The sequence below is a fragment of the Actinoplanes lutulentus genome, assembly GCF_003259845.1.
Taxonomy (GTDB): domain Bacteria; phylum Actinomycetota; class Actinomycetes; order Mycobacteriales; family Micromonosporaceae; genus Actinoplanes; species Actinoplanes lutulentus.
On record NZ_QLMJ01000002.1, the window covers coordinates 424343 to 438130 of the forward strand.

General features: G+C 69.8%; 12 protein-coding genes. 8 read left to right on the top strand and 4 right to left on the bottom strand.

The features are described 5' to 3' along the window. The first annotated feature begins 153 nt into the window (after nucleotides 1-153). On the top strand, nucleotides 154-2442 hold the full coding sequence (locus tag B0I29_RS05340) for a beta-galactosidase (RefSeq protein ID WP_245972248.1): 2289 nt from the start codon (nucleotides 154-156) through the stop codon (nucleotides 2440-2442). Nucleotides 2443-2500: 58 nt separating this feature from the next. Here B0I29_RS05340 and B0I29_RS05345 read toward each other — a convergent pair whose 3' ends face one another. Further along, entirely contained in the window at nucleotides 2501-2791 is a 291-nt protein-coding gene (locus tag B0I29_RS05345; protein WP_220091279.1) for a type II toxin-antitoxin system Phd/YefM family antitoxin, read from the bottom strand. Nucleotides 2792-2934: 143 nt separating this feature from the next. Between B0I29_RS05345 and B0I29_RS05350 the strand changes: the two genes are divergently transcribed. From B0I29_RS05350 to B0I29_RS05375, 6 genes are all read left to right on the top strand, one after another. Further along, complete coding sequence (locus B0I29_RS05350) at nucleotides 2935-4530, top strand: methyl-accepting chemotaxis protein (protein WP_111647709.1); 1596 nt, start codon at nucleotides 2935-2937, stop codon at nucleotides 4528-4530. Nucleotides 4531-4571: 41 nt separating this feature from the next. Then, nucleotides 4572-6590, top strand: a complete 2019-nt coding sequence (locus tag B0I29_RS05355; RefSeq protein ID WP_111647710.1) for a TRAP transporter permease — start codon at nucleotides 4572-4574, stop codon at nucleotides 6588-6590. After that, the gene (locus B0I29_RS05360) at nucleotides 6587-7588 is read left to right on the top strand and encodes a TAXI family TRAP transporter solute-binding subunit (RefSeq protein WP_111647711.1); all 1002 of its coding nucleotides are present in this window, start codon (nucleotides 6587-6589) and stop codon (nucleotides 7586-7588) included. The genes B0I29_RS05355 and B0I29_RS05360 overlap by 4 nt, the downstream gene beginning before the upstream one ends. A gap of 67 nt (nucleotides 7589-7655) precedes the next feature. After that, the gene (locus B0I29_RS05365; protein WP_111647712.1) at nucleotides 7656-8150 is read left to right on the top strand and encodes a SigE family RNA polymerase sigma factor; all 495 of its coding nucleotides are present in this window, start codon (nucleotides 7656-7658) and stop codon (nucleotides 8148-8150) included. Nucleotides 8151-8163: 13 nt separating this feature from the next. Beyond that, the gene (locus B0I29_RS05370; protein WP_111647713.1) at nucleotides 8164-8988 is read left to right on the top strand and encodes a hypothetical protein; all 825 of its coding nucleotides are present in this window, start codon (nucleotides 8164-8166) and stop codon (nucleotides 8986-8988) included. A gap of 98 nt (nucleotides 8989-9086) precedes the next feature. Continuing rightward, nucleotides 9087-9461 (top strand): ferric reductase-like transmembrane domain-containing protein, encoded by a 375-nt coding sequence (locus B0I29_RS05375; protein ID WP_111647714.1) that lies wholly within the window; start codon nucleotides 9087-9089, stop codon nucleotides 9459-9461. A gap of 67 nt (nucleotides 9462-9528) precedes the next feature. Here B0I29_RS05375 and B0I29_RS05380 read toward each other — a convergent pair whose 3' ends face one another. Genes B0I29_RS05380 through B0I29_RS05390 form a run of 3 tightly spaced genes read right to left on the bottom strand, consistent with a single transcriptional unit; the run spans nucleotide 9529 to nucleotide 12151 of the window. Further along, the gene (locus B0I29_RS05380; protein WP_220091280.1) at nucleotides 9529-10359 is read right to left on the bottom strand and encodes an ABC transporter permease; all 831 of its coding nucleotides are present in this window, start codon (nucleotides 10357-10359) and stop codon (nucleotides 9529-9531) included. Further along, complete coding sequence (locus B0I29_RS05385) at nucleotides 10356-11357, bottom strand: aliphatic sulfonate ABC transporter substrate-binding protein (protein ID WP_111647715.1); 1002 nt, start codon at nucleotides 11355-11357, stop codon at nucleotides 10356-10358. Before B0I29_RS05385 ends, B0I29_RS05380 begins: the two co-directional genes overlap by 4 nt. Then, nucleotides 11354-12151, bottom strand: coding sequence for an ABC transporter ATP-binding protein (locus B0I29_RS05390; RefSeq protein WP_111647716.1), 798 nt, complete (start codon nucleotides 12149-12151; stop codon nucleotides 11354-11356). The genes B0I29_RS05385 and B0I29_RS05390 overlap by 4 nt, the downstream gene beginning before the upstream one ends. Before the next feature lie 94 nt (nucleotides 12152-12245). On the opposite strand from B0I29_RS05390, the gene B0I29_RS05395 reads away from it, so the two are divergent. Then, a complete protein-coding gene (locus tag B0I29_RS05395; RefSeq protein ID WP_111647717.1) occupies nucleotides 12246-13025 on the top strand; it encodes a TIGR02452 family protein in 780 nt (259 codons plus the stop codon). Nucleotides 13026-13788: the final 763 nt, after the last annotated feature.

Genomic DNA, 13788 nt, shown 5'->3' on the forward strand with positions numbered 1-13788 from the left:
GTGGTGAGCGTCTCGGTAAGGAGCCTGTGACCGGTTACAGTGCTGGTGTTACGGCCATGTGTCAAGCCCTTGCTTTTAGGCTGTCGAGGCTGTGTATCGTTCGGGCTCGCCGGGCTGTGACCGGTTACAGTCAAATTTCGAGGAGGGGTTCTCGTGACCACTGAATCAACGAGGTGGCCAGAGCCGCTCTCCGTCCGCCACCAGGGTTGGACGACGCCGCTGAGCCGGCCGCGGATGGCCAACGACGAGGACGTACGACCCGGTCTCGCACTGACGAATCGCTATCTGTCCCGCGACGGCGTGCCGCTGATCCCGGTCTCCGGCGAGGTGCACTACAGCCGGATTCCCCGGCACCGCTGGGCCGAGCGCCTGCGTCAGATGAAGGCCGGCGGCGTGACCGTGGTGGCCAGCTACATCTTCTGGCTGCACCACGCCGAGCACCGTGACCAGGTGAGCTTCGAAGGCGACCTGGACGTGGCCGCATTCGTCGACCTGGCGATCGAGACCGGCCTCGAGGTGGTGCTGCGGATCGGCCCGTGGGTGCACGGCGAGAGCCGCAACGGCGGCTTCCCGGACTGGGTGCAGCAGGCGCCGGTCCGGCATCGCACCGACGACCCGGCGTACCTCGAACTTGTCCGTGAATGGTTCGGTCAGATCGGTGCCGCTCTCGACGGAAAGATGCACACCGTTCTCGGCATCCAGCTGGAGAACGAGCTCTACGACCAGCCACAACACCTCGTCACGCTCAAGCGGATGGCCCGTGAGGCCGGGATGAGCGCGCCGATCTGGACGGCCACCGCGTGGGGCGGCGCCGACCTGCCGGAGACCGAGGTGCTGCCGCTGTACGGCGGTTACGGCGACGGCTTCTGGGTCGACGCCGACGCGCCCTGGGATCCCACGTTCCGGGACCACTACTTCTTCTCGCACGTCTGGGACGACGCGGGCATCGGCGCGGACGTCCGGCGGGCACAGGCGATCGAGGCGGCGTCCGGCGGTCCGCGTACCCCGTCGGAGCTCTTCCCGGCCGCGACCTGCGAGCTCGCCGGTGGGATGGCGACCGCGTACCACCGCCGCCCGCGCCCGGAGGCGCTCGACGTCGCCGCCATCGCGCACTGCAAGATCGGTAACGGGTCGGCCTGGCAGGGCTACTACATGTACACCGGCGGCACCAACCCGCCCGGCGAGCACGGCATGCAGGAATCACACGCGACCGGGTACCCCAACGACATCCCGCGCCTCGGATACGACTTCCACGCGCCGATCGGCGAGGCCGGTGTGCTGGCCGGCAGCCACGCCGAGCTGCGCCGCCAGCACGCGTTCCTCGCCGCGTTCGGCGACCGGCTCGCCGAGATGCCGTCCAGCCTGCCCGCGATCCGCCCCACCGGCGTCGAGGACGGCGAGACCCTGCGCTGGGCGCTGCGCAGCGACGGCCGGTCCGGCTTCCTCTTCGTCGCCTGGCATCAGCCGCACTTCCCGCTGTCCGTTCATGAACAGGCCCGTTTCCGGGTCGAGCTGGACGGCGGCGAGGTTCTCGAATTCCCGTCGACGCCCATCGACATCCCGTCCGGCACCCTCGCCCGCTGGCCGGTCAACCTGGCCGTCGGCGACACCACGATCGCCTGGGCCACCGCGACCGCGCTCACCCTGCTGCCCGGATCCGTCCCGACACTGGTGCTGATCGCCGAAGCGGGCATCCCGGCGGAGGTCGCGCTCGCCGGCTCGGCGCCCGTCATCGTCGAGCCGGGCTTCACCCCTGTCCGTTTCGGATCTCTCGACGTCCTCGTCCTCCCGGCCGGGACGGCCGGATCGGCCTGGGTGGTCGAGCAGCCGGCTCGCCGCCTGCTCCTCTCCGCCGACGAGCTCCAGTGGGACGCTTCCGGCAAGGTGCGGGTCAAGGCCGCGGAGACCCCGTGGGTACGCGTATACGACCCGGCCACCCACGCGTTCCGTGACCGGGACATGCTCCCGTCCGTGACGGTGTCCGGCCCGGTCTCACCGGTGGTGACCGCCGAGCTGGTGCGCCCGGCGGCCACGGCGGTCCCGAACAGTTACGGCAAGCACGACGGCCGCCCGTCCGCGCCCGCTCCGGATGTCTTCGACGAGCTGGCCGCGGTGTACCGCCTGACCCTGCCGGCCTGGGCCGCCGAACCCTCCGCCGACGCGCTGCTGCGCATCGACTGGGCCGGCGACATCGGCGAGCTGCGCATCGACGGCCGCACCGTGACCGACCGCTTCTGGGACGGCTCCCGCTGGCTGGTCAACCTCACCGACGTGGGTTACCACCCCAGCGCCGAGGTCACCCTCCACCTGCTGCCCCTGGCGGCGGGCTCCCCGGTGCACGTCCCGGCCGACTCCCGTACCCGCCTCACCACCGTCGACAACCAGCTCCTGGAGATCGACGCCGTTGACGTCCAGCCCCGCTACACCGCCACCGAGCACTGACCGCCCGGCCGGCGGCAGCCCACCTGCCGCCGGCCCGGGGTGAAGCGCACGCTCAGCCTCACGCCACGGCCTTCGTCTCGCCGTTCGTCTTGTCGAGCATGGTGTCGGGGTCGGTCAGGTCGTGTTCATGGGTGAGGCCGGCGTCGGCCTGGGCGATGCTCTCCAACAGGCGGCGGGCCTGGCCCGGAGTGCCGAGCAACCGCAGCGTTTCCTTCATGGCGTTCCACTCATCCAGCGAAACGATGACGACTGCTCGCCCTCCGCCGCGGGGGATGACGGTCTCCTCGGCATCGTCGATGACCGCATCGACCACGGCGGCGAGACTACGCCGGACCTCACTGATCGTCATGACTTTCATCTTGTACCTCCCGAAGTACCTTCCAGCGTACAAGTCGTCCGATGGAAAAGCTGTCACCTCAGGGGCTCAGTGAGGTCCGGCCGGTGCCGAACCAGGGGGTGGGGAGGAGTGGCTGCCAGGAAAGGGACCGGAACATGTCTCGCTCGCCGTGGCAGCGTCTTGCCGACCTGCCTATGGCGGTCAAAGTGCTCACTTCGGTCGTGGCCGTCGCGATCGCCTGCGCCGCGGTCATCGGTATCGCCGTGGGTGGGTTGCGGACCGTCGAGACCAAGTCCAAGGTCGTGTACGAGCACGGGGTGACACCGATCCAGCTGCTCGCCAGCCTGCATCAGGACGTGCTGCGGACCCGGATGTTCACGCTGAACTACTTCATGTCCGGCGCCGCGTACCGGGAGAAGATCACCGCGCAGGTGGCCGACCTGGACGCGGAGGTCGCGGCGACCTGGGACGACTACACGCCGCTGGCCGCCGACGCGGAGCTGAACACCGAGCTGCGGGCCAACTACGAGAAGTTCATCCAGCTCCGCGACGACGTGATGCTGCCGGCCGCGTCCACGAGCAACCTGCCCGGGTTCTGGACCGGATGGAACGAGGGGACGACGGTCTTCACCGACGTCGACGAGCAGTTCGCCACGCTGGAGACCGAGCACGCCGAGCAGGCGGCCGCCGCCATCCAGGAGGTCTCCGACGCGAAGGGCTCGGTGACCACCCAGGTTCTCGTGATCGGTGTGCTGGGCCTGCTGATCGGTCTCGGTGTGGCACTGCTCGCGGTGCGGGCGCTGGTCGGACCCGTACGCAGGGTGACCGAAGTCCTCAAAGCTGTCGCCGCCGGTGACCTCACCCGGGACGCCGACGTGCACAGCCGCGACGAGGTGGGGCAGATGGCGGTGGCGCTGCGGCAGGCGACCACGAGCATGCGGGACGCCGTCACGGTGATCAACGGGAGCGCCGCGACCGTCCTCGACTCGTCCCGGAACCTGAACGCCGTAAACGACAACCTGGCCGGCGGGGCGGCGACGGCGTCGGACCGGGCGGCCGCCGCGCAGCAGGCCGCCGAGGACGTGGCGCGGCACGTGAACACGCTGAGCGCGGCCGCCGAGGAGATGGGCGTGTCGATCCGGGAGATCGCCACGAACGCCTCGGACGCGGCCGGCGTCGCCAGCGAGGCCGTCACGGTGGCGCAGGAGACCAGCGGCATCGTGGCGAAACTGGGTGAGTCGTCGAACGAGATCGGCAACATCGTCAAGGTGATCAACCAGATCGCCGAGCAGACCAACCTGCTCGCGCTGAACGCGACGATCGAGGCCGCTCGCGCCGGTGAGCTGGGCAAGGGCTTCGCCGTGGTGGCCGGTGAGGTCAAGGAGCTGGCGCAGGAGACCGCGAAGGCGACCGAGACGATCAGCCAGCGGGTCCAGGAGATCCAGGGCGACACGTCGAGCGCGGTTGCCGCGATCGAACGGATCTCCGAGGTGATCGTGCGGATCAGCGATTACCAGACCACGATCGCGTCCGCTGTCGAAGAGCAGACCGCGACGGCCGGCGAGATCAGCCGCAGCGTCACCGAGGCGGCCGGCGGCGCCGAGGAGATCGCCCGCAACATCAGCGAGGTGGCCGACGCCGCGCAGGCGACCACCTCCGGGCTGCGGGGTTCCCGGGCGGCGGCACACGAGCTCGCGGGCATGGCCGACGAACTGACCGGCGCGGTGCGGAGGTTCGAGATCAGTCGTTAGCGGTCGTTACAGATCGGAACGGACATAGTACTCTCCGTTTCATGGGCGTTGATCGATCTATTGAAGTTCATTACGACGAGGAGGAACGGCCCGCCCGTGCGCTGACCGGCCGGATCGGCGCCTTCGTCTCGATCGTCGCCTTCGGTGTCGCCCTGCTCGTGCTCGCCCAGGTGTTCCGCCCGCTCGCCCAGGGGAGCCAGTTCTACCTGATCATTTTTCTGGCCGGCACGCTGCCGCTCGTCTTCCTCGCGTACTCATCAGGTTTTGAAAAAAGAGGAAGTGGCCCCACCTGGATCGACCTGGTCCTGGCTGGGCTGACTTTGATCGTCTGCCTTTATCCGGTGAATCCGTTCACCGGCGGGTACAACGCCTTCCTCGACCGGCAGGGTCTGCTCGAACCCGTCGACGTCGCCTTCGGCGCCGTTCTCCTCCTTCTCGTCGTCGAGGCCTGCCGCAGGACCACCGGGTGGGCACTCCCCGTCGTCTGCGCGATCTTCCTTGGGTACGCGTATTACGGCGGCCTGCTACCCCAGCACTGGCCCGTCGCGCATGCCGGACTCGACTTCGCGCAGATCGTGGACGCGCTCTACAACTCGGGCAGTGGCTTCTACGGCACGCCGCTGGACGTGGCGGCGACCTACATCGTGCTGTTCACGATCTACGGCGCGGTGCTCGACCTCTCCGGTGCGAGCCGCTTCTTCGTCGATCTGTCGGTCGCCGCTTTCCGCAGGTCACGCAGCGCGGCGGGGCGCACCGCGGTAGCCGCCGGCTTCCTGCTCGGCACGGTCTCCGGATCGGGTACGGCCACCGCGGTCAGCGTCGGAGCGGTCACCTGGCCGATGCTCCGCAAGGCCGGGTACCCCCGTGAGCAGGCCGGCGGGATGCTGGCCGCCGCCGGGGTCGGCGCGATCCTGTCACCGCCGACGCTCGGGGCGGCCGCGTTCATCGTGGCCGAATATCTGAACGTCTCGTACCTGACCGTCCTCGGCTGGGCGATGATCCCGACGGTCCTGTACTACCTGGGCATTCTGCTCGCTGTCGAGATCGACGTGCGGCGGTTCGGGGTGCGGCCTCTTTCCTATTCGGGGGCGAGCGCCTGGCGGCTGCTCGGTCGCTTCGGTTACCACTTCTCGTCGCTCGTGCTGATCGTGGTGCTGCTCGCGCTCGGCGAGTCGGCGACCCGCTCGGTGGTCTACGCGACCCTCCTCGCCGGGGCGCTGTCGTTCCTGGACCGGCAGACCTGGCTCACCCCGCGCCGGGCGTTCGAGGCACTCGCCGCCGGGGTGCGCAGTGTGCTGCCGGTCGTCGCGGTCTGCGCCGCCGCCGGCATCATCACGGCGACCACCACGAAGACCGGCCTCGGCGCCCAGCTGGCGTCGCTGCTGGTCAACGCGGCACAGGCGGTCAGCGACAACCCGACAGTGGTGCTCGGGCTGACCGTGGTGCTGGCGGCGTTCGCCCTGGCGCTGCTAGGCCTCGCCGTGCCGGTCACCGCCAGCTTCATCATCGGCTGGGTGATCATCGGGCCGGCGCTGCTGACGCTGGGTGTGCCGGCGCCGGCCGCCGCGATGTTCGTCTTCTACTACTCGGTGCTCTCCGAGGTCACCCCGCCGACGGCTCTGGCGGCGGTGGGCGCCAGCGCGATCACCGGCGGCCGCGCGATCCCGACGATGTGGCAGGCGCTGAAGTACGCGCTGCCGGCGTTCCTCGCGCCGATCGCGTTCGTGCTGACCGACAACGGGGAGCATCTGCTGGCCCGCGGGTCGGTGGTGGGGGTGCTGTGGACCACGGCGGTGGCGGCGCTCGCGGTTTTCGGCCTGGCCGTCGCCACCGGGGGATGGGTGCTCGGGGTGGGGCCGGCCGGGGTGGTATCCCGGGTGCTGGCCGCTGTGGCGGGGTTGTTGCTGCTCTATCTGGAGCCGGTCGCGGTGGGCATCGGCGTGGGCGTGCTGGCGCTGGCCGTCGTGCTGGCAGCGCTCGGGCGCCGCGATCCGGTCATTGCGGAGGCTGCTCCCGGCATTTCCGATTTATCCGACCCGATTCCTCGGAGGAGTTCATGAGAAGGATTGTGGGCATCACCGCGGTCGCCGCCCTGGTGGCAGCTGCTGCGGCCTGTGGCGGTAAACAGGACAGCGCCGCCACCGACACCGGTGGTGACGTCACCTGTGAGGTCGGCCAGTCCACCCGGATCGGCATCGCGACCGGCAATGCCACGGGTGTCTACTTCGCGCTCGGTAACGCGTACGCCGAGCAGATCAACGCCGCGGGCGGCAACGTGCAGGCGACCGCCTCGGAGACCGGCGCCTCGGTGCAGAACATCCAGCAGCTGGTCGCCGGCACCTACGACGTGGCGTTCTCCCTGGCCGACACGGCCGCGAACGCGGTGAACGGCACCGGCAGCTTCACCAGCAAGCAGCCGGTCGCCGCACTGGCCCGGATCCACACCAACTACACGCAGGTGATCGTCCGCAAGGGCGCCGGCATCACCGACGTCGCCGGGATGAAGGGCAAGCGAGTCTCCACCGGCTCGCCGAAGTCCGGCACCGAGGTGATCGCGAACCGGATCCTGACCGCCGCCGGGCTCACGCCGGAGTCCGACGTGAGCGCCCAGAAGCTGGACCTCACGAAAACCGTCGACGGGATGAAGGACGGCACGATCGACGCGCTGTTCTGGTCCGGCGGCCTGCCCACGCCGGGCATCACCGACCTGCTCACCACGTCGGCGGACAAGGTCGAGTTCCTCGACATCACCCCGCTGCTGCCGGAGATGCAGAAGATCAACGAGGTGTACCAGGAGGGCTCGATCCCGGCCGCCACCTACAAGACACCGGCCGACGTGAAGACGATCGTGGTGCCGAACGTCCTGCTGGTCCGCGAGGACTTCGACCCGGACGTCGCCTGCGTCCTGACCAAGACCCTCTTCGACCGCAAGACCCAGCTCGAACAGGCCAACGCCGCCGCCAAGGAACTCAGCCTGACCACCGCCCGCGCCACCGACCCGGTGCCGGTCCACCGAGGAGCCACCAAGGCCCTGGACGATCTGGGCGCACCTCAATAGACAACCGATGCAACCTCGGGGTGCGGTCGGCTCGTGCTTAGCCCGAACTGACGAGATGGGGGACGGGATGAGCGACCGCGACGAGGCGTTCGCCGAGTACTTCGCGGCCAGGTCGGCGGCCATGCGGTCGACGGCCTATCTGCTCTGCGGCGACTGGCATCGCGCTGAGGACCTGGTGCAGACCGCCTTCACGAAGCTCTACCTGCGATGGAACCGGGTGCAGCGGCATGACGCGCTGGACCCGTACGTCCGGAAGGTTTTGATCCGGGCCTTCATCGACGAGGGCAGGTGGGGATGGTGGCGGCGGGAACGTCCGCACGAGACGCAACCGGACGTGGCGACGGCTGCCGTGCCGTCCGACGACCGGGTGATGCTGCTGGCCGCGCTGGCCCGGGTGCCGGACCGGCAGCGTGCCGTGCTGGTGCTGCGGTACTGGCAGGACCTGAGCGTCGAGGAGACCGCGGAAGCGCTGGGCTGTTCGGCCGGGACGGTCAAGAGTCAGGCCTCCCGGGGGCTCGTGACGTTGCGTGCCCTGGTCACCCCACCCGTCGCCGCTGAGTGAGAGGAGGATTCTTGTGGACGAGAACGACTTGCGCGCCGCCATGCGAACCACGATGACGGTGAGCCAGGAACCACCGGCGATGGAGTCGGCGACCGCGCTCGCCGCCGGTCGCCGCGCCGCCCGACGGCGTAACACCCTGTCCGGTGCGGGCGCCGCCGTCGCGCTGGCCGCGGTGGCTCTGGCGATCGTGCCGCTGCGGGGCACGCTGGGTGAACCGGCCGGGTTGCAGGCCGCGGCTCCGGTGCCGTCGCCCGGTGCCGGAGGGCTTCCGGTGCCCGGCGAGGACGAGACCAAACCGGCCTGGCCGGCGGAAGCCAGCGGGGACGCGACCTACGACAGCGGAACCCATTTCACGAAAGGGGAGAAGCTGCTCGACGAGATCCTCGCCGTGGTGCCGAAGGGTTACACGAAGCCGGAGGTCACCACCGCGGACGGCATCGAGTCGCGGTATCACCAGGCCACCTTCGAGGACGACGGTGCGGCCTATCTGGCGCACGCGTGGATCGCCAAGGGCGGCGGGACCGGGCGGCTGCTCGCCGAGGTGCGCGGTTCGGGTGCGTCGATGCCCGCCGATGTGTGCGACCTGGCGAAATCGTTCTGGGGAATGGGCGGCACGTGTACGCCGGCCACGGTCGGCGGCGAGCAGGTCGGTGTTGTCGCCGATTCGCCGGATCCGCGGCTGAGCCAGTGGGCGGCTTATCGGCACGCGGACGGAACCGTGGTATTCGTGGCTCAGGGATTGAAGGCGGACGATTCGGTTCCGGGTTTGGCGGAGCTGCCGTTCAGCGTACAAAAGCTCGCGGAGCTGGCCACCGATGAGCGTTTCCGGTTGCAGTGAGATCTCGAGTTCTGTCGCGGAGCGGCGAAAGCCGCCGAACCGGAGAGTGATGGGCGCGGTACACCCTGTAGGCAGGAAGTCCAGCAGGGGAGACCGGGATGATCATCGGCCGTCGCTCTGCCCCGGTCGCCCGCGCGGCGCTCTGGGCCTTCCTCATCTTCTGGCTCGCGGTGCTGCACCCGGTTTTCGTCATCCTGGGGTTCGCGAGATATGACCAGGTGTCGTTCCCGCGGACCGCCCTGTCGCTGTCCCGGCAGCTCCCGGTGCTGCTCGGCGTCATCGCGGTCGCGCTGATCGTGCTGGTGGTCGCGCTCTCCGTGCGGGCCGCGCGCCGGCGTCTCTCCTATGAGGCCTGGCACGCGGTCCACCTGCTGCTCTACGCGGCGCTGACCCGGACGGTGGTGGCTGGTTTGCGGGCGCTGAAGGTGCCCGGCCGCCAGGTGCACGCGGAGCTGTTCCGCCTGGCCTCCTGACGCCGCGCTCGCCGGCGGGCGGCGTGGGGGATCTCGGTTCCACCAGCGCATCCACATCGAGGCACTATCACCTGCGGTGGGCCAGGAGGCGGTTCTCGGCCTGGCCCAGGATCGTGTCGCTCAGCTTGCCGAGCAGGGCCAGCAGGATTATCGCCAGGAGCATGATGTCGGTTCGGCCGGTGTTCTGGCTGTCGATCAGGAGGAAGCCCAGGCCCATCGACGAGGCGATCAGTTCGGCGGCCACCAGGAAGAGCCAGCCCTGTGCCAGGCCCAGCCGTAATCCGGACAGGATCGCCGGGGTTGCCGCCGGGAAGAGGATCGTGGAGAGCAGGGGTAGGCCGGAGCGGCCGTACGCGCGGCCCACCTCGATCAGGTGCGGGTCGATGTGCGCAAGGGCGGCCGAGACCGTCGTGTAGACCGGGAAGAACGCGCCGATCGCCACCAGCACGATCTTCGGGGTTTCGCCGATGCCCAGCCAGAGCAGCAGCAGCGGTACCCAGGCCAGCGACGGCACCGCGCGGATCGCCTGGATCGTCGGGGAGAGGGCGGCGCTCGCCGTGCGGGAGAGGCCGACCAGGCCGCCCAGGGCGAGGCCGAGGACCGAGCCGGCGGTGAAACCGATCAGGACCCGCTGGGTGCTGATCGCCAGGTGGTGCCAGAGTTCGCCGCGCCGGATCAGCTCGGTCAGGGCCGACAGGACCTCGCTCGGCGGCGGCAGCTGCGCCGTGGAGTAGATCCCGGCCGACGCCGCCAGCTGCCAGCCCGCGAGCAGCAGCAGCGGAAGCAGCAGGCCGAGGAGCGACCGGCCGGACAGCGCCGGCAGGGAAGACAGGGCCGAGCGGCCGGCGCGCGGAGAGCGCTGGCCGGCCGCATCGGTTTTCGGGTGGAGCAGGGTCACGAAACGCTCCGGGCGGTGGCGTACTTGGGCTCGAAGAGGGTGTCGATCGCGGTCTTGGCCGACTCCTCGGTCTTCACGTTGGCGTCCGCGACCAGGACCGGCAGGATCTTCTCGAAGACGGCGCGCTGCGCGGCGCCGGGGACCGGGTCGATGTCGAGGCCGGTACGTGTGGTGAGCACCGTCTTCGCGACCTGCTCCGAGATCTTGGCTTCCCGGGCGTACAGTGCCGTGGCCTCGTCCGGGTTGTCCTTGATCCACTGACGGGCCTTCTCGTACGCGTTCACCACGGACTGCGCGAGCTCCGGGTTCTCGGTGAGGAAGGCCTCCCGGGCGTTGAGGACGCCGTACGAGTTGAAGGCGACGTTGCGGTAGATCAGCTTCGAGCCGGCGTCCAGTTCGGACGTGGCCATCAGCGGGTCGAGCCCGGCCCACGCGTCCACGTCGCCGCGTTCCAGAGCGGCCTTGCCGTCCGCGTGCTGCAGGTTCGTGACGACCACGTCGCTGGGCTTGAGCCCGGCCTCGTCGAGGGCCTGCAGCAGGAAGAAGTACGGGTCGGTGCCCTTGGTGGCCGCCACCTTCTTGCCCTTGAGCCCGGCGACGTTCGTGATCGCCGAGGTCTTGGGTACGACGATCGCGGCCCACTCCGGCTGGCTGAACACGCTGATCGTCTTGATCGGCGAACCGTTCGCGCGGGCCACGAGGGCCGCCGCGCCGGCCGTGGAGCCGATGTCGACGGCGTCCGCGCGCAGCGCCTCGTTCGCCTTGTTGCTGCCGGCCGAGAGCTGCCAGCTGACCGTGACGTTCTTGGCGGCGAGCTCGGTCTCCAGCCACTTCTGCTCGCGCAGCACCAGGCTGGCCGGGTTGTAGTAGGCGTAGTCGAGCCGCAGCGTGGTGGCGTCGCCGGCGCTGCCGGCGACGGGTGTGTCCTCACCCTGGACACAGCCGGCCAGCAGGGCGGTGGCTACCGCCGCGGCGGCAAGAACGCGGTAGATCCTCATATCAGGGATTCCTTTTTCACGGGGGAAACGGGGGTTTGCACGCCGAGTTCGGCAAGGAGCGTCACGCGCAGGGCGGCGAGCTCGGCGTCGCCGCGGTCGCGGGGGCGGTCGCCGGGCACGGGCTGGATCAGGCGTACCGAAGCGGGCTTGCCGGGAGCGGAAGCTCCCAGAAGGACCACACGGTCGGCCAGGTGCAGGGCCTCGTCCACGTCGTGGGTGACCAGCAGCACGGTGGTGCCGGCCTCGCGCTGGACCTCGGCGAGCAGGTCCTGCATGCGCAGCCGGGTCAGGGCGTCGAGCGCCGCGAACGGCTCGTCGAGCAACAGCACACCGGGACGCCGGGCGAGGGCGCGGGCCAGGGCGGCGCGTTGCGCCATGCCGCCGGAGACCTGCCGGGGGCGATGCCGGGCGAAGTCGGCAAGGCCGACGACCGAGAGCCAATGCGCCACTTCGGTACGCGCACGCTCACCGGTGGTTCCGCGCGGGAGTCCGTACGCGACGTTGCGCTCGATGGTCCGCCAGGGAAGAAGCCGTGGCTCCTGGAAGACGACGGCGCATCGGGGCTCGAAGCCGCGGACCGGGCTGCCGTCGACGAGCACCGTTCCCGCGCTCGGCGTGTCCAGGCCGCCGGCCAGGCGCAGCAGCGTCGATTTGCCGCAACCGGACGGGCCGAGCAGCGCCACCACCTCGCCGGCGGCGACGTCGAGATCCACATCGGCCAGAACGGCGTGCCGGCGGCCACTCGCGGTGAAGTCCTTGCCGACGCCGGAGATGGTCAGGGGTACGGCGCTCATGCGGGGAAGTTTACCCATAAATCCTACGGACTTACTAGACTAAGATGCATGTGAAGATCTCCATATCTGGTGGTCGGATGGCAGACTTCCGGATATGCGTGACACGTTGCGAGCCATGGCGGCCGAGACTCTCGCCATCGTGCAGGACGGTCGCCTGGGCGGCGCCGACATCTCCGACGAGATCGAGAGGGCCATTCGTGGCACCCGGCTGTACCTGCCCGGCGACGACCTTCCCCTGCCGGTCGCTGTGGGCGGTCCTCCGGCGATCGAGATCACCGGAGAGTCCACGCTGGCCGCGGCGGCGCGGCTCGACGACCCGCTCTGCCTGAACTTCGCGTCGGCCACCAAGCCGGGCGGCGGTTTCATCAACGGGGCGCAGGCCCAGGAGGAGAGTCTGGCGCGCAGCTCGGCGCTCTATCCGAGCCTGCTCGCGGCCGAGGAGTTCTACGTCCATCACCGGCAGCACCGGGGGCCGCTCTACAGCGATCGGGTGATCTATTCGCCGCGGGTGCCGGTGTTCCGGGACGACCGGGGTTCGCTGCTGCCGGAGGCGTACCCGGTCTCCTTCGTCACCGCGGCCGCGCCGAACCGGACCGCCATCGTCCGCGATCGGCCGGATCTGCTCCCGGAGGTTCCCGGCGTGCTGGCCCGCCGGGCCGCGTGGATCCTGCGGGTGGCTGCCGCTCACGGGCATCGGGAGCTGGTGCTGGGTGCGTGGGGGTGCGGCGTGTTCGGCAACGATCCGGCGCTGGTGGCGGAGGTCTTCGCCGGTGCGTTGCGCGAGGCGCCATGGTTCGACCGGGTGGTCTTCGCGATCCTGGATCGCCGGGAGCAGGTCCGTGACGTCTTCCGTGAGCGGCTGGCCGAGAAGTGAGTCCTGGCCGATCGGCCTCATGAGGGCGCTCCGCCGTTTCGTCACTCACGGCCGCCACACCCGACAGTTGGCAGTCATGCGTGACAGCCATGCCGAGGCGGCTGCACGTCACGGTCGCCACACGTGACAGCCGGCAGCCGTGCGTGACAGCCATGCCGAGGCGGCTGCACGTCACGGTCGCCACACGTGACAGCCGGCAGCCGTGGGTGACAGCCAAGCCGAGGCGGCTGCACGTCACGGTCGCCATACGTGACAGCTGGCAGCCGTGAGTGACAGCCGCCGCCGGGCTTGCGCACCAGGGCTGAGCGGCTGGTGCTCGTGGTCGCGTTTGAGCCCTGTTATCGACCGCAAGCGCTGGCCGGCTCCGGATTGGCCGGTATCGCTGCCCGGTGGCGAGCTCTTGCGGGCGAGCCGTAGCTCAGATAGGTCATCGGACCCGGATGAGGTGTCTGGACTACGGCTCGTCGACCTGAGCCGTAGTCCAGGCATGTCATCGGGCCCTCATGACATATCTGAGCTACGGCTCGCCGCGGTGGTTCCAAGATCTGCGCGCCGGGTCTTCAGCGTGTCGATTTCGGGTGCACATCGAACCCGAAATCGACACGCTCTAGAGCGCCCGGCCGGCGGCCCTCCCTGCCGCCGCTGCCTCCCGCCGCTGTCCTCCCGGCGCCCGGCCCCCCGGCGCCCGGCCCCCGGCCCCCGGCGCCCGGCCGGCTGCCGTCCCGTGGCTGGCTTCCCTTCCTGCCGGCTGCTGCCCTCTTTT